Source organism: Treponema sp. R8-4-B8, assembly GCF_054786175.1.
Map to the genome: position 1 here is coordinate 1 of NZ_BDHE01000488.1, position 16,703 is coordinate 16,703.

14 protein-coding genes and 1 tRNA gene are annotated in these 16,703 nt (G+C 43.4%); 7 read left to right on the forward strand and 8 right to left on the reverse strand.

Annotation, left to right across the window (positions count from 1 at the left end):
• From ACYVRA_RS14620 to ACYVRA_RS14650, 7 genes are all read left to right on the forward strand, one after another.
• A partial coding sequence (locus ACYVRA_RS14620; RefSeq protein ID WP_461253464.1) for a class I SAM-dependent methyltransferase occupies nt 1–1,151 on the forward strand: 1,151 nt, incomplete at its 5' end.
• A 362-nt stretch (nt 1,152–1,513) separates the two neighbouring features.
• The gene (locus ACYVRA_RS14625) at nt 1,514–3,298 is read left to right on the forward strand and encodes an ATP-grasp domain-containing protein (RefSeq protein WP_461253465.1); all 1,785 of its coding nucleotides are present in this window, start codon (nt 1,514–1,516) and stop codon (nt 3,296–3,298) included.
• Entirely contained in the window at nt 3,279–4,346 is a 1,068-nt protein-coding gene (locus ACYVRA_RS14630) for an N-acetylmuramoyl-L-alanine amidase family protein (RefSeq protein ID WP_461253466.1), read from the forward strand. The genes ACYVRA_RS14625 and ACYVRA_RS14630 overlap by 20 nt, the downstream gene beginning before the upstream one ends.
• Before the next feature lie 20 nt (nt 4,347–4,366).
• Nucleotides 4,367–4,882, forward strand: a complete 516-nt coding sequence (locus tag ACYVRA_RS14635; protein ID WP_461253467.1) for a GerMN domain-containing protein — start codon at nt 4,367–4,369, stop codon at nt 4,880–4,882.
• A 120-nt stretch (nt 4,883–5,002) separates the two neighbouring features.
• Entirely contained in the window at nt 5,003–6,058 is a 1,056-nt protein-coding gene (locus ACYVRA_RS14640) for a flagellar filament outer layer protein FlaA (RefSeq protein WP_461253468.1), read from the forward strand.
• Between the two features lie 86 nt (nt 6,059–6,144).
• Nucleotides 6,145–7,401 carry a tetratricopeptide repeat protein gene (locus ACYVRA_RS14645; RefSeq protein ID WP_461253469.1) on the forward strand — a complete coding sequence of 419 codons (1,257 nt, stop codon included), beginning with the start codon at nt 6,145–6,147 and terminating at the stop codon, nt 7,399–7,401.
• Nucleotides 7,402–7,449: 48 nt separating this feature from the next.
• Nucleotides 7,450–7,522 (forward strand) — tRNA-Arg (locus ACYVRA_RS14650).
• 269 nt (nt 7,523–7,791) lie between these two features.
• On the opposite strand, the gene ACYVRA_RS14655 is transcribed toward ACYVRA_RS14650, so the two are convergent.
• The 8 genes from ACYVRA_RS14655 to ACYVRA_RS14690 all read right to left on the reverse strand — a co-directional run bounded on the left by ACYVRA_RS14655 (nt 7,792) and on the right by ACYVRA_RS14690 (nt 16,669).
• Nucleotides 7,792–8,229 (reverse strand): V-type ATP synthase subunit K, encoded by a 438-nt coding sequence (locus tag ACYVRA_RS14655; protein ID WP_461253470.1) that lies wholly within the window; start codon nt 8,227–8,229, stop codon nt 7,792–7,794.
• Nucleotides 8,230–8,249: 20 nt separating this feature from the next.
• Entirely contained in the window at nt 8,250–10,190 is a 1,941-nt protein-coding gene (locus tag ACYVRA_RS14660) for a V-type ATP synthase subunit I (RefSeq protein WP_461253471.1), read from the reverse strand.
• Nucleotides 10,191–10,230: 40 nt separating this feature from the next.
• Nucleotides 10,231–10,830: a V-type ATP synthase subunit D gene (locus ACYVRA_RS14665; RefSeq protein ID WP_461253472.1), complete on the reverse strand. Its 600-nt coding sequence runs from the start codon at nt 10,828–10,830 to the stop codon at nt 10,231–10,233.
• A 6-nt stretch (nt 10,831–10,836) separates the two neighbouring features.
• Complete coding sequence (locus ACYVRA_RS14670; protein WP_461253473.1) at nt 10,837–12,135, reverse strand: V-type ATP synthase subunit B; 1,299 nt, start codon at nt 12,133–12,135, stop codon at nt 10,837–10,839.
• 10 nt (nt 12,136–12,145) lie between these two features.
• Complete coding sequence (locus ACYVRA_RS14675; RefSeq protein WP_461253474.1) at nt 12,146–13,906, reverse strand: V-type ATP synthase subunit A; 1,761 nt, start codon at nt 13,904–13,906, stop codon at nt 12,146–12,148.
• Nucleotides 13,903–14,463 (reverse strand): DUF2764 family protein, encoded by a 561-nt coding sequence (locus ACYVRA_RS14680; RefSeq protein ID WP_461253475.1) that lies wholly within the window; start codon nt 14,461–14,463, stop codon nt 13,903–13,905. Before ACYVRA_RS14680 ends, ACYVRA_RS14675 begins: the two co-directional genes overlap by 4 nt.
• An 18-nt stretch (nt 14,464–14,481) precedes the next feature.
• The gene (locus ACYVRA_RS14685) at nt 14,482–15,081 is read right to left on the reverse strand and encodes a V-type ATP synthase subunit E (protein WP_461253476.1); all 600 of its coding nucleotides are present in this window, start codon (nt 15,079–15,081) and stop codon (nt 14,482–14,484) included.
• Between the two features lie 73 nt (nt 15,082–15,154).
• Nucleotides 15,155–16,669, reverse strand: a complete 1,515-nt coding sequence (locus ACYVRA_RS14690) for a DUF5312 family protein (protein WP_461253477.1) — start codon at nt 16,667–16,669, stop codon at nt 15,155–15,157.
• Nucleotides 16,670–16,703: the final 34 nt, after the last annotated feature.

Below are 16,703 nucleotides of genomic sequence, written 5' to 3' on the forward strand. Positions count from 1 at the left end.
AAGCCGCAGGTTTTCCTAGTATTAATCAAATTAAGAATATAACCACGGAGTACTGCTGTCCAAAGGACAGCTTAGAGTTACACGGAGGAAGAGAAGATTTTCGTACAAAAACTCCGTGTCCTCCGTGGTTTAAAATTCTTATTGGACATCCCCGACAGTGCGCTAACGAACCAACCCTTGCCAATTTAATCAATTCATTCTCCCCACAAGTGAACCGCTCCTGCCCTGTCTGCGGCGCGGACACGCCGTCACGCAGTTTGGCCCGTTTACCTGAGCGCACCTACCGCCGTTGTTCAAAGTGCGGCGTAATATACATGGACAGAACCTGTCCGCCCCCCATTGAGTACGAGAGGGAGTATTTTTTTGAATCGTACAAAAAACAGTACGGTAAAACTTATTTGGAAGACTTTCCCAATCTTGTAGCTATGGCAAAACGCCGCGTTAGGCATATTTCGCAAATACTTCACACAAAGAGCACAAAGGTACAAAGAACACAAAGGGAAGAGGAAAGAGGGGATTTTTCTGCGCTTCTTGACATAGGCTGCGCTTATGGAGCGTTTCTTGTCGCCGCTAAAGAAGAAGGTTTTTCGCCGGTTGGAATTGATCCTGCAGGGGACGCTGTGCGTTATGTGCAAGAAACGCTAAACATTACCGCCGTTCAAGGATTTTTCCCTAACTGCCAACTCCCTACTCCCCAAGGCGGCAATGCCGCCCCCCCACTCTACGACGTTATCACCTTATGGTACGTTATCGAGCATTTTACAGACTGCCTTACCGTATTAGCTGAAATAAAAAAACTGTTAAAACCGGGCGGCATTCTCGCGTTTTCAACACCTTCATATTCAGGCGTTAGCGGGCGCAATTCGCTTCGGAGGTTTTTAGAAAACAGTCCCAGCGATCACTTTACAATCTGGTCACCAAAAATGTGCAAGAAAGCACTTGCCCTCGCCGGCTTTAAAGTAAAAAAAATAGTAATAACCGGCTTCCACCCGGAACGTTTCCCATTTTTTGGAAAATTCGCAAAGAGCAAAAAAAGCCCGCTGTATTGGGTGTTTATGGCTGTCAGCAAAATTTTTGGCTTGGGCGACACTTTTGAAGTTTACGCTAAAAAACATTTCTCACAAAATTTTCTCACAAAGAACACAAAGTAAGAGAAGATCACGAAGAAGAATCAGAGGTTCTTGTCCGTAATCTTATAGTGAGGCTCAAGCCTAGTGTTCCGTAAAAAACAGGCAACAAAATATTTCATTTTTGATTTTATTTTTTAAAAGCATAAGTGCGGGTAATTATGATAAAAATGAATGATTTACTATCCTTTTTCTTCATATTTTTATATATTTGCCAAATAGGTATTTTGTAATATGTATTTTACAGAACACTAGCCTTCGAACAAAAACCCCTAATCCCCCTTTGTGATCTTTGTCCCTTTGTGTTCTTTGTGTGAGTCTTTTCCATAACAAGTCTTTTTCCATATATTTGACGAATTAAAAAAATATCAATAATATCTGTAATTATGAAAGAAAAGCTAATAATTCTCGGCGCCGGAGTCATGCAGGGGCCGGTTATCAGTATCGCAAAAGAGTTGGGCTTCTACGCCATCGCTTTGGACGGCAGTTCTTCAGCGCCGTGCGTTTCCCTGGCGGATCAATTTGAACAAATTGATTTAAAAGACAAAGAAGGGATAGAAGCGTTTGCCCGCTCAATTCAAAAGACGACAAGCCGCATTGGAATAATGACGGCGGGGACTGATTTTTCAGCCAATGTCGCGTGGACAGCGGAAAAATTAGGGTTACCCGGCATCTCCTACGAATCCGCCCTTAATGCCTCAGACAAATCAAGAATGCGCGAATGTTTCAAAAAAGCCAATCTCCCCTCCCCCGCTTTCATCACCATTACCGCAAAGGACTTGCCGCTTACTCCCCAAGGCGGCAACGCCGCCCCCCCACCACTCACTGCTCACTGCTCACTGCTCACTGCTCACTACCCCCTAGTAATCAAACCCGTAGACAACATGGGAAGCCGAGGCTGCCGCCGTGTTGACAGCGCCGAAGAATTAAACGAGGCGGCAAAAACCGCCATCGGCTTTTCAAGATCCGGCCGCGCGATTGTAGAAGGTTATATGGAAGGCCCTGAGTTTTCAGTAGACGCGATTGTCTATCATGGGGAAATTACTATTTGCGGCCTTGCCGACAGGCACATTTTTTTCCCGCCCTATTTTATTGAAATGGGACATACAATGCCTACTATTATAGAAGAAGAAAAACAAGCCGCGATTCTTGACACTTTCCGCGCTGGAATTCACGCCCTAGGGCTTGCCGGAAAAGAAAGCATAGGAGCCGCAAAAGGGGACATTAAACTGACCGCAAAAGGGCCTATGATTGGAGAAATAGCGGCGCGGCTTTCAGGCGGTTATATGTCTGGGTGGACATACCCCTATTCTTCCGGCGCTCTGCCAATTAAAGGCGCTATTCTCGCGGCTATGGGACGCAAGCCTGATGGACTTATCCCAACTAAAAAATGGACGTGCGCCGAAAGAGCGTTTATCTCCATACCGGGAACCGTCAAACAAATAGCGGGCGTAGAAAAAGCAAAAGCCGCAAACCACGTTAATGACTTTTTTCTGCGAATCGCGGAAGGCGGCAAAGTTTCCTTCCCTGAAAACAACGTGACAAAATGCGGCAACATTATCGCCTCCGCCGAAAACAGGGAAACCGCCATACAAGCCGCCGAAACCGCCGCCCGCTCAATCCTAATCAGGCTTGATCCGGCAGATTTGGAAACTAAGGAATTTTTATTGAATTTACCTCTCGCAGAAACGCAAAGGCGCAGAGAAGAAGATGGGAATTTACCTCTCGCAAAGGCGCAAAGGCGCAAAGAAGAAGATGGGAATTTACCTCTCGCAAAGGCGCAAAGGCGCAAAGGGGGAGAAAAGGGGTTTCCTCCTAATGCCTTTATTCTTTCTGATGAATTAGAAACCGCTCTTTCCCAACTCCCCGATTTCCCCACTCCCCACTCCCCACTGCTCACTGCTCACTACTCACTGCTCACTCCCCACATCTACCCCTTCCCCGAATTCACCTCCTCAGGCCTTAAAGACTACATGGGCAGAACCGTGGAAGAAGCCCTTAACGCCGTGCGATTATTGACCGGTTTTCCCATTCCAGTAACCTCTGAAAATGCCGAAAATATAGTAAGACTTGGCAGGGCGTTCTGGAGCGCGTTTATTCGCGGCTCTTATCAGGGCGCGGTCTACTACATTGATAATTTGGGAGAAAAAATTGATTCAAAATCACAGTGATAACAGAATATTTAAACTACTTTTTGTTTTTTTTATATTCATTATTCAAAGCGCTTCGCTTTACGCCTTTTCTCTTGACGAAACGTTAAACGCGATAAAATCCATATCTCCAAACGAATCCGTACAATTCCGCTGGGATCCTTTATTTCGGGACGGCAGTTTCAATTTAGGCGGCCATTTCGGGACATTTTCCGTAGCAAGCCGCGAAGGAGAAACAGGGTTTCTTGTATTTGACAACAGCGAGCTTTTTAATGTTTCACTTCCGTACAACAGCGGCGGAACTTTGGTGTTTCCGGAAAATTTTGTTTCCACCCTTAAAAACACATTTTTACGCCTGCATGAAAACGATATGTCAAGTTTCCGCGTCGCGGCAATTATCATCGATCCCGGACACGGCGGAAAGGATTCGGGGGCGGTAGGGAATTTAAACGTAAACGGAAAAACCGTTAAAATTTACGAAAAAGACATTACCCTAAAAACCGGCCTCGCGTTAAGGGACAGGCTTATTAACGCGTATCCCGACAAACGTATTTTAATGACAAGGGATACCGATATTTACCCAACTCTTGACCAGCGCGCTGAAATGGCCAACGCGGTAACGGTAAGGGATAATGAGACGATAATCTTTATTTCTATACATGCCAACTGGGGCGCTAATTCTTCCGCCCGCGGCTATGAAGTCTGGCATATAACTTCAGGACAACACAGAAAACTTTTAGACTCTTCCCAACATACTTATTCAACCGATGTAAACGCGATACGAAACGCCATGCTTGAAGAAGAATACACGACAGAAAGCATACTTTTAGCCGATTCCATACTTGCCGGCCTTCAAAAAACATTTGGCGGCGCGATGCCTTCCAGGGGCAGAAAGGCAAACGACTGGTTTGTCGTAAGAAACAGCCGGATGCCGGCGGTTCTTGTCGAGCTTGGTTTTATATCCAACCAGCAGGACGCGCTTTTTATGACCAGTGAGGACGGCTTGAATAAATTTACCGATTCATTGTACAATGGGATTATCAATTTTATTGGTATTTTTGAACATTAAGGAAAGGTTCTATAAGCGCGATGGCTAAATCAATCGTCGGTTTTTTGTCAACTACAGCAAAACTCCGCCTGTTTTTAATCATTATTTTAGCGCTTGCGACATTGTCAGAATTTTTCATTTTAGGGCTTGCAAGAAGAACTTTTGTGTTCTATACTATTAATGAGGGTGTTATATCCGTTGAAGACCGGATGCTAAAGCGTTCCATATCACGGGAGGATGATATTATCCGTTATACGGAGGAAATGCTTTTGGGGCCGGTTTCACCTGATTTATTGCCTCTTTTCCCAAGGGGAACCAGGCTTAAATCGTTATTATACCGAAATGGGGTGGTTTTTGTTGATTTTTCAGCCGATGCCGCCCTGCCGCCCATAGAAGGGGGAAGGACGATTGATAACTTTCGCACCTTCCATGCCGGTATTTTAAGGAATTTTTCATATGTAAAAGACGTTCGTTTTTTCATTGACGGAAAAGCGGTTTACATTGAAGAATTTTGGCCTGAAACGGTTGCAATCCGTCAAGAATTTTCCGATAATTAATAATAGAGGAAAATTCAAAAATATTGAAAATTTAGTATTTTGTCGTTGACAAAATATTAATAATTTTATAAAATGAGGACTAACAAAATTTTTGAAAGAAGTGATTTAAAGGAGCTTTACATGAAAAAGATGCTCATTCTAGTCGTAATTGCGATGATTGCGGTTCCGTTGTTTGCGGAGGAAGGCGTGCTTATCGACTTCACTACCCTGAAAGCGGATATTCATGTCAATAGTAGTACTAATGACACAGGTGATACGCCCAACCAAAACCGTCAGACATTGATGGATTTTGCCCATGTTGCAGGCGGCAGTTTCACACCCCAGCAAAAGAAGTTTATGACAACATCTCTGGCTATTAAAAACTGGGAGGTAATTCTTGCGTCTTCATCAAGGACCGTTCAGAACACAACGCTCAGTTTTACAAAAGAAGCCAAATCCAAGGAGTATGACACTGTAATGGGCGTCAGGATTCGCTTCCCGATTGAACCGTTCAATTCTTGGGCGATGATTAAACCCCCGTTTGAAATTCCCGCCTTTGAAAGTACGACTGTCGGCGCTGACGGCACTATTACCCCGATGGACGCCTCAAGCGGCATAACCACCATTAAGAGCCGTTTTGAAGCTCAGGAAGATGGTAAACCGGCTTATGGCATTATCAAGAATGTCGGAGTTATCAGGGAAGTAAAAGTAAACGTTTACGGTCTAAATTTCCCGCATGGCCTTTCAACAATGCTCATTGACAGTCTGGGAAATGAAAGAACCATTTTCATGGGCTTCCTTAAGTTTGACGGCTGGCAAGAACTTATTTGGAGAAACCCCGCTTATTTGCAGGAAATCAGAAGCCGCGATCTTAGAATTGTCCCTCTGTATCCTTTTAATACTCCATATATTAAATTCGGCGGATTCCTTATCCAGCGCGACGCGGCAAATGACGGCGGAGATTTTGTTTGTTACTTTAAAGATGTAGCCATCATTTACGACATGGCAGTTCTTGATACCGAACGCGACATTAACGATGAATCGATCTGGAACATCATCCAGACCCGTGAAGAAGCCCGTAAAGTTTGGGAAATGGAGCGTTTTGGACAGAATCAGGTACTTCGTTATCTTGAGCAATCCAAACAGGCTACCGAGCTTCCGTTCAGTGATCCTTCACGGCAGCAGCAACAACAGTAAAATAATATAGAGCCTCATTAGGCTATTTTAAGATGCTGTCTGAAAACATTGTTTTCAGACAGCTTTTTTTTATAAACATAACAATAATGGAAGAAATTAAAGATAAAGAAAATCCTACTCCTACTCCGGAAAAAAATAAATTACAAAAGGAATATAAGCAATATCTTGATATTCGCAATTTAATCGTTAATGACCTTAAAGTGCTGACAGATAATATTCTTACATCCTTGGATTCCAATCCTGTCGTAAGCGGCAGAATTAAGAACTTTTCAAGCTTTTTTTCCAAATACATACGCCTTTTAAAAACAGGCGAAGTAAATCCTCAAATTACCGACCTTTTAGGAATTAGGGTTATTTGCCCTTTTATCGAAGATTTACAGGCGGCTGAAGAGTTAATTAAAAAATACTTTGAAGTAGTTGAACGTGAAATAAAAGGGCATTATTCTTTTCAGGAATTTTGCTATGAATCAATTCATCTTTTAATAAAAATACCTCAAGTACTGATTAATAAATACGGCGACCCGGGAATTGACGTAGCGGAAATTCAAATACGCACCATTCTGCAGGACGCGTGGGCGGAAGTTGAACACGAACTTGTTTATAAAGCTGAATTAAACCCGTTTGACGAACCTATGAAAAGAAAACTTGCGGCTGTGAATGCAAGCCTTTCTTTGGCGGATATGATCTTTCAGGAAATTAGAAGTTATCAAAGAAAATACAGCAAGGAAATGGGTAAAAGGCGGGAAAGTTTTTATCAAAAAATTGAAGAATCGACAGATGATCTTCTATTTGATGTTGAATCAGAACAGCCAAAAACTGTTTCTCCCATTATTGAAAGCGACAATGCTCCAATGCATGATTACAATAATTCCATTGACGATTTATTGGTTAAGGCCCTGTCCGCGCACAACCAGAACCGTTTTAACGAAGCGATAAGCCAATATACAAAAATTTTAGAGTTAAAGCCAAATGACGACAATATCCTGTCTATCATTTACAAACACCGCGGGATGGCAAACTTTGCCTGTTCATGTTACAGCGAAGCCATAGAAGATTTTACTAATTCGCTTGAACTTGACAAGAAATCGTATAAAGCGGCTTATTACCGCGGCGTAGTTTATTCCGTTATCAAACAGTACTCGCAGGCGATAGACGACTACACTCTTTCACTGTCAATAAATCCGTATCAGCCGTATTGCCTGTTCAGGCGCGGACAGGCTTACTACCACATCGGCGACTATCCGCAGGGACTGGCAGATTGCGAAAATTCACTCTCCCTTGAACCAAATAACAAATCCGCTTCTAAATTTAAAGAACTTCTTCTTGAGAAACTTAAAATGTAAGGATTTATATATTGCCTTTATGAATAAATTTTTTTATACTGAACAAACGGTCGAGTAGCTCAGTGGATAGAGCAGTTGCCTTCTAAGCAACTGGTCGGGAGTTCGATTCTCTCCTCGATCAATTCGCGAATACCTCACACAAAGATCACAAAGAGGGAACAGGGGTTTTTGTCCGTTATCTTATCGTGAAATTCACGATTATCTTTCAGACAACAACCCCTGATTCTTCTTTGTGTTCTTCTCGCACTGTCGGCTGCCTAAAGTCAGCCTTGCTTTTATTGTAAACACCAACATTTATTGGTGCTACGCTTTGCGGCATTTTTCATCTACACGGCTACGCCGTGCATTCATTTAGCGTACTTCGTGTTCTTTGTGTGAAATATTATCGTGTTAAAGTAAGCTGTTCATTGATAAAACCATCGTGAAGAGGGCGACGGTTTCTATAACGCCGATGGCTGCGACGTACTGGGCAAAACCTTTTCCGGACTCAGCTTGGGCGTCGGCGGCGCATGCGCCCGCTTTTCCTTGGAAGACTGCCGAGAACGCGATGGCTACTGCGGAGGCGATACTAAAACCAAAGTTAAGCAAACTGTAATTGCCTGAAGTCGCCGCGTTATCGCGTATAGTGCCCATCAAAATGTAAGCGTAAAAAACCTGCGTTAATGGAGCGCCGACAAATACCAGCAGCGTCATGGGAGCGGGTTTATTTGTCAAATAGCATTTTTTCCACGCGCCAATAGCCGCCTGTGAGGCGATACCAATACCGAATCCCGAACCAACAGCCGCAATACCAAGAATCAACCCGGCTCCTAATAATCCTAAATTCATACTTCTCTCCTTAATAAATATTAAATTTTCTTTTCTTTAAAAGGCTTGTAAGCCGTGCCTGACCAGGCAAGACCCACATGCCCTGAAAATTCCAACGTGTTAAGACGTACTCCGTGAACCAGCACCGATAATACGTTAAGCACCATGTTTAAACCGTGTCCGAAAATCAGCAGTATAATTCCCGCGAAAATTAAAAAACTGCCAAGCATAGGACCGGCCATGCCGTTTATTGTCTGCGCGATAGCCGCTCCGGCAAGCCCTACCGCCCAAAGCCTGATATATGACATAATATCAGAAAATACGTTTACTACTCCAAGAACAACGGTAATGATATTCTGAAAACTGGATAATATCGATTTTAATATGCTCCCTTGGTATGAGGAGAAAATAAAACTTAAAAAGAATCCGCCGCCGATCAAATATATAGAAACAGGCAAAATATGAATATCTTTGCTGACAATCAGGTATAACACTACATTATACATTCCCAATAACATTCCAATTGTTCCCAATTCTCCTAATATTTTTAATGATTTGCATTTAAATATTACGACAATATGCGCGATCACCAAGTGTATTACCGCGAGGGAAAAACAGAATATTTGCAGATTTTGACTTACTTTTTCCTGATTGGGATTTGCCGAAGATATATAAGACAGCGAAATCTTTTTTAAGAAATCAGGCAGTAATTTGGCGTCTATCGCGAACCACGAGCATGTAAGCACGCCCCATAGCGTGTTAAGCAGCCCCAGCAATAAAAGCATTTTTATTGGAATCGAAACTGCTTTTTTATTTTTTAGCGCGAGAATAATGCCGATTAACGCCATAGAGGTAATAATCAGACCATAAGCCGCGTCTCCAAAAAGCATGGCAAAGAAGATACAAAAGAATGTTATAAAAATAGGCGATACGTCAACTTCGCGGTATCCGGGATTAATGTCAAGGAAGTTCGTAATGGGGGTAAGCAGTTGTACAAATTTATTGTTCTTTAATTTTGTCGGCACGTATTCATCAGTTTCAGGCGGTTCTTCGGCTGATAACGCCCATCCGTTCTCGGAGGCGAGTTTTTTTACAAGTCCAAGGTCTTCGGCGGGCACATAACCTGTAAGCCAGCAAAGCCCTTGATTAGAAGGAACATCTTCCACTTTATTAAGACCGGCAACCGCCGTTTCAAATTCAAGGTCATATTCAACCCGTTCCATTTCTTTAAGCAATGCCGGACGGCGATCCGCATAATGTTCCAATTCACCGTCTATTTCTTTTATTTCAAGATCAAGTTTTTCAATTTCTTCCCTGTATTCACTTAAAGATTTTTGCGGTAATAGAAACGGGGTAATGCCGGGTATCATTTTTTCAAAAACAAATATGCGCGCGATAGATTTATCGCTTTTTACCTTGATATATTGAATATCCTTATCTAAACGGTTAAATAAATCCACAGGCAATTCATAAAGGTAAAGAGGTATTGTTTTTGATATTTCCCCAATAATTGAGGGGTCAAAATTTCCCCATCCTTCTATGCGTAAAATTTCCCTGCCTATTACAGCTTCTTTTTCTTTTATCTGTTTGCGATCATCGCCTAATTTACTCATCAAATCGGGAAGATAAGGCCTGGGTTTCGCTTTTACCGCGTCAACCGAATACGGCGATTCATCATCCGTGCCGTAAATGTCTTCGGCTCTCCTTCCCCTGTGCAGTCCGATTGGTTTTTGCCTGCGTTCTATTAATGGCCCGTCGTCTACTTTGGCGTCACGCGGTTTTTTCTTTGGAACTTTATAATCTTGAATTAAGCCTATCGATTCTTCTACTTTTGTCTTTCTTTTTAACGCGGTTGAATTAGCGTCTAAAGGAACATTTCTTTTTTCAAGATGCACCACTCCCGCCGCGCGAAGTTTTTTAAGAGATTCCTCATGGGATTTATCCTGTACCAAGAGGCATATTTTCTTCATCGGTACAATCATAACTCGACCTTCCTTACGCTTTTATCAATCAGGCTTTTTTTCATTGTTTGCCCGCCAATCCGCTCTTCGCGATTTTGCCCCGTACAACGGCAGCCGTCTGCTGATCGCCTAAATAAACTTGAATTATTTTGATATTGTTTCTTGATTCGGGGATTTTAATTTTTTCAAAAAGATTGACGCGCTGGGTTGTCGTTCTCAGTTCTTTATCAAGCCTTCTTCGCTGTTCTTCGACAATATCCATTTCCATTTGCAAGAGAAGCGCCTGTTTCATGCGGTCAACGGCTAAATCAAGCCAAAGCGGAGTTTTCAAGAAATCATAAGTCGCGATTTCAAAATCTGCGCCTTCAAAAACAGGGATTGAAACGCCGGCGATATTTCCGTGGCTTGTCCGCACATCCTTAATTTTTAACATATCTTTTATAAAAATACCGGTTTCCCCAAAAACGCCAATCCATGATTTAAATGATTCGTCCAGCTGTTCTTCGGATATTTTCAATTCTTTTAACCGCGCGTCGGTAAGACGAATCTCTCCTTGTAACTGTTGTTTTTTCAACATCAGCGTAGGCAGATAACGCCTGTACATTTTTAGAGAATCTTTTTGTTTTTTCAGCTCATTCTTTGTGAGCTTAATTTTTGCCATACTGCCCTAATCTTTTTTTGGCCAGAATTCGTTAATCAATTCCGTGCGCAAACCTGTTTCTTCTTTGTTAAAACAATCCGATAAAATTTCCCAGCCTAAATCCAGCGCTTTTTCAAGCGGGATATTGACGGAAAGATCCATCATTCTTTTTTCAAATTGGACGCCGTATTTTAAAAGTTTTTCGTCCCAAGGAGTCATGATAAAGCCCATTGCCTTTTTTTCCAGAGTGTCGCGGAACGCGGAATAAAGCTTGATCATGCCGTCCATAAGGGCGCGATGGTCTTTTCGCGTCTTACCGTTTACCTGCTGTTTAAGGCGCGACAGTGAGCCAAACGGCTCTATGCGGCCGTTTTTGAGATAATACTGGCCTTCAGTAATATAACCGGTATTATCCGGCACCGGGTGCGTAACGTCGTCGCCTGGCATTGTCGTAACTCCAAGGACTGTAATAGAGCCGGCGGTATCAAAGTCAACCGCTTTTTCATAACGGCTCGCGAGCTGGCTGTACAAGTCGCCGGGATAACCGCGGTTAGAGGGAACCTGCTCTTGAATAATAGAGATTTCCTTCATCGCGTCGGCAAAGTTTGTCATGTCGGTTAAGAGGACAAGCACGTCCTTGCCCTGCAAGGCAAATTGTTCGGCGACGGCAAGCGACATATCGGGTATCATTAGACATTCAACCGTAGGATCGCTTGCGGTATGAATAAACATTACGGTACGCGCAAGGGCGCCCGCATTTTCAAGCGTGTCTTTAAAGTTAAGATAGTCGTCGTACTTTAAACCCATTCCGCCGAGGATGATTACGTCTACTTCCGCCTGCATGGCGATACGCGCAAGAAGCTCGTTGTACGGCTCGCCGGAGACTGAGAAAATAGGCAGTTTTTGAGAGACGACCAATGTGTTGAATAGGTCGATCATCGGGATGCCTGTGCGGATCATATTGCGCGGAATAATGCGCTGGGACGGATTTACGGAAGGGCCGCCAATGGGGATTTTATTTTCAGTTAAATCGGGGCCGTTATCGCGCGGTTTGCCCGAACCTGTGAACACCCTGCCCATCAAGTTCTCGGAGAACGCCACCTGCATGGGGCGGCCTAAGAAGCGGATTGTATCGCCTGTTGAGATACCGCGTCCGCCCGCGAAAACCTGAAGCGATACCGTATCGCCTTGCAGCCTGTTTACTTCGGCAAGAGACGTGCCGAATACCGTATCGACTTCCGCCAAGTCGCCGTAACGGACTCCGTCCGCCTTTACCGTGATAACGCTTCCAGTTATTGATTCAATCTTGCTATATACTTTGTTCATAATTCCCGCCCTAATAAATAATTTTTTCGGCTGTTTTATCAAGACCCTTAGATTGACTCTTTACCGCCGATTCAATTTCAGATTCAAGGGTGTCAAAACGCTCGCTCTTCCACTTGCTTCCGTTATAATCCAAGAATTTTTGCCTGAGTTTATTAAACCATGTTCGCGCTTCATTCTTGTCCGTAAAAGTAAATATGGAACCAAGAATAAACAACAATTTGGCAAAAACATATTTTTGTCTTTCAGGTTTGACCGCCGCGTCTACTTCGTCAAATGAGTTTTGCTGGAAGTATACGGAGTCTATTAAATCGCCCTTTAAGAAAATAACATAGTCTTCGATGCTTGTCCCTTCTTCGCCGACAACCTTCATCATCTGTTCAACTTCCGAGCTTCGGCGCATAAATCCATGCGCGTATTCGACTTTTTCGCTTTCGATAATTCCTTTGTACTTTGACCATGAATCAAGCGGGTGGATGGCTGGGAACTTGCGCGCGTCTGATCTTTCGCGTGAAAGGCCGTGGAACGCGCCTACGACTTTCAATGTCGCCTGCGTTACAGGCTCTTCAAAGTTACCGCCCGCCGGGCTTACAGTTCCGCCGATTGTGACTGAGCCTATGCCGCCGTCCCGCAGGCGGACAATACCGGCTCTTTCGTAGAAGCTGGCAATTGTCGATTCCATGTAGGCGGGGAACGCTTCTTCACCGGGGATTTCTTCCAAACGCCCTGACATTTCGCGCATAGCCTGCGCCCAGCGGCTTGTGGAGTCCGCAAGCAACAGAACGTTCAAGCTCATCTGCCTGTAATACTCGGCAAGCGTAACCGCCGTGTATACGGAAGCTTCGCGCGCGGCGACGGGCATTGAAGAAGTGTTACAAATAATGATTGTCCTTTCCATGAGGGAGCGGCCTGTTCTTTCGTCTTTTAATTCGGGGAATTCTTTTAAGGTTTCCACAACTTCGCCGGCGCGCTCGCCGCAGGCGGCTACAATTACTATATCTACGTCCGCAAAACGGCTTGTAATCTGTTGAAGAACCGTCTTGCCCGCGCCGAATGGCCCTGGGATACAGTAGGTTCCGCCGCGGGCTACTGGGAAGAACGTGTCGATTAGGCGGACGCGGGTCACCATCGGCTCTGAAGGTTTAAGGCGTTCTTCATAACAAGTTACCGCCCTTTTTACAGGCCAGCGGAAACTGAGCGTTACGGGAACGGCGTTTCCTTTTTCATCTTTAAGCTCTGCGATTGTTTCGCGGATATTGTAACTTCCCGCCGGTTTTACCCATGAAACGGTGTAACTGCCATAGAGGTTAAAAGGCACCATAATACGGTGGGTAAAGGAACCTTCAGGCACCGTCCCCAGCGTATCGGCGCGTTCTACTTTATCGCCGGGTTTTGCCTTTGGCGTAAATTGCCACATATTGGACACCGGCAGAGCGTCAAGATAAACGCCCCTTTCCAGAAAGTATCCTGTGGCTTGCGCCAACTGGGGAAGCGGGTTTTGAAGACCGTCGTAAACCTGTCCAAGAAGACCGGGGCCTAACTCAACCGACAACATATCCCCTGTAAATTCAACTTCATCGCCAATGGAAATACCTTTGGTAATTTCAAAAACCTGAAGTTGGCTTATCTCGCCGCGAATTCTGATTACTTCGCTTTTTAGCCGCTTATCGGCGACTTTTACATAGCCGACCTCGTTCATGGAGACGATTCCGTCAAAACGGACGCTAACCATGTTGCCGTTTACGGCTGTTACTATTCCTTTTGTTCCAATCATTTAGGTTCCCCCGGGGAATTTTGCGCGCTTTCAAGAATGGAAGCGTACAATGTTTTATATTCTGCAAATCCTTTTTCAGCGTTAAAGACTTGCCGTCTTTCAAGAAGCAATAATTTTAAATAATAAGCGTATATGCCGTTTATGCTGTAATATTCATTTCCTGCAATTGAGTCTATGGCGTTCCAACGCGCTTTATCCAGTAAAATTTCGCCGTCTAACGGAGACTTTTCGTCAACGGCTTTAGAGGCCGCGACAGCCGCCTCTTGCGGAAAAAAGGGTATGTCCGTTACCGGAATATCTTTCTTTAATTTTAGCGCCCTCTCTTTCGCGAGATTCAATTTAAGGGCGCGTTCCCAATTCCGCCAATTATTGATAAAAGCGCAGTCACATGAATCGTTTGAAAACACGTTATCAAAGGAAAGATACTTCATAAATTTAGCGTCGCTGTCATCTAACAGGTCCGAAACCATCTCTTTAAAATTTTTAGATGACATGGGCGGTTTTGTCCCATAAATGAGAGAAGGAAGCTGGGCTATAAAATAATAGTATGATCCCACCTTTTATATTCCTTTTTCTTACTTTTTTAAAAGTTCGGCCAATTTTGGATTTAAATAGGCTGAAAGCTGTTTCGCGACGGCTTCAGAAGAAAAATCGTAGTAAACGGAACCCTCTTTATTTGAAATATGAAAACCGCAAGCCAATTTACGGTTAGACTTTAACTCTACGCCCTTTGAAAGTTGGTCCTTTAATTTATCATTAAAGTATCCCTGTAATTTAGAAAGCTCGCTTTCCGGCAGGATAACCGCGAGGTCAGTTTCGCCCTTGTCCGTCCATGATTTAATCAATTCAGGTAACGCGGCTTTTAATACGTCCTCGTTGTAATTCGCGCTTACTTTTTCATTGATTATTTTGTTAAGCAACGCCTGGACTTCATCCTTGAACGCTAAAATAAGGTTGCGTGAAGCCTGTTCCAGAGCGGCAATCCCCGCTTTTTCCGAACGGGCCGCGTCCTGTTTGGCGCGTTCAAGCAATTCGTCCGCTTCTTTTTTGGCTGCATCAACGATCCTGCGGGCCTCGATACCAGCCTCGGCCTTGACTTTATTAGCCTCTTCCGTAGCGGTTTTAATTCCGTCTTTCTTTATCTTATCGATAAGTTCCTGAACTTGAATTTCCATAACCTCACCTTCTTAATAATAATAACATGCTCATAATAACATATAAAAACTTTATAGTCAATACCAAAAAACACTATTGAGTGCATAAATGCATTAATTGGATAAAATAATTTATCTTCTTAAAGGTGTTTATCATTCTTTGATGAATAGGCTCTTTAGAGGCCAAATTTATCTCCCTCCAGTTTACAAGCAGTTCCGGGTGCTTTTTCTCTACGTCCTCAATAAGGTTTTTTAGTTGTTTCCCTACTATAATAAGCCCCTGAACGGCTTCGTTAATAATATCATAGGCTTCGGTGTTTACTTTCCCGACAATGCTGTTTATATACCGCGCCTGAGTCGGATCCCTATCTATTCTGAGCATGGCAGCCCGCAAACGGGAGCCGTCTGCGCCATCTTCGGATAAAACAACGTCCAAATCAGTTATGGACGACGCGGTATCTTCTACCCTGTGGAAAGCGTCGCTCATTTCCCGCGCTAGGGCGTTATTAGTCCACTGGCCGCGGATAAGCAAAATATCGCACAATTCCTTGATTTCCTTGCTAATATAGTCATCCATGAGGGCTTTTAGGTAATTTAACCCCTCGGCATATTGGTAATAATCAACATTCTTCCTTTTATAAATCTCGCTTAGGGGTACGGTGTAATTTTCCATCCTGTTAAGGTCGGATGATTCAAAAACCTGCTTGGTTAGGGCGCTTATCTGGCTCGCCTTTTTAGCATTATTGATCCTTGTAATGAAGGCGCTGGCCTCGCCTTGCTTGGCTTCCAGCCATACTTCGCCGATTGTTTCGTTAAAAACAGTGTGTTTGAACTGCCAAACGGGGTTTCTTAGGGTGTATTGAATCATTAATTCAAGAATTTTTGAGGTATGTACCTCTCTTAACGTTTTTATCATATTATTGAATTGGTCAGGGATGACAAGATCCTGACCTTCACATTCTTTTAGGATTTTTAGAAGCCCGTTCCAGTCTTCTTCCGGCCTAAGGGCATGGGTTGCCGATAAAAAGTCGCCTATTTGGTCGATTATCAAGATAGTCTTTACCGCGGGGAATTTAGGCTCCACAAGGAAGCTTCCATCGGCAAAATGATTGTCGAATTTTTTGAAAAAACCGGGAAAATTATACTTTACCAGCTGATTTAGGGCGGATGCCAATTCATACCTATGGTTTACAGTGCTTATATGAACATTATCAAACTGGGTGTTAAGCAATTCCACATCCGCTTGAATAGCCGCTATCAGTTCTTCACCGGTCATGGTTTTAAGCTTTGATTCAAGATACGCCGTATCCAGCCGTTTTACTATTTCTTTAATTTTAGGGTCAATACATGATTCTACGGTTAGATGCCGCAATTTTGCCATTTTTTGCTCATCTTTCATGAACAATTTGATGGGATAAATCGTCTTATATACTGAAAATAAAAATGATAATAATGAAGGGTCGGCTTCCTCTGTTCTAACTCTGAAAAATTTAGCGTACTTGCTCTGACTCAATTCTTTAGCTATGCCCTTTAGCATATTCTGTTTTTCATCAGTCAGCCCTTCGCCGGAAAAGAAAGAAAATACTTTATCCATAAGGTCTTCAGCCATATTACACCTCTGTTTAATGTTAGCGTATTTTTAT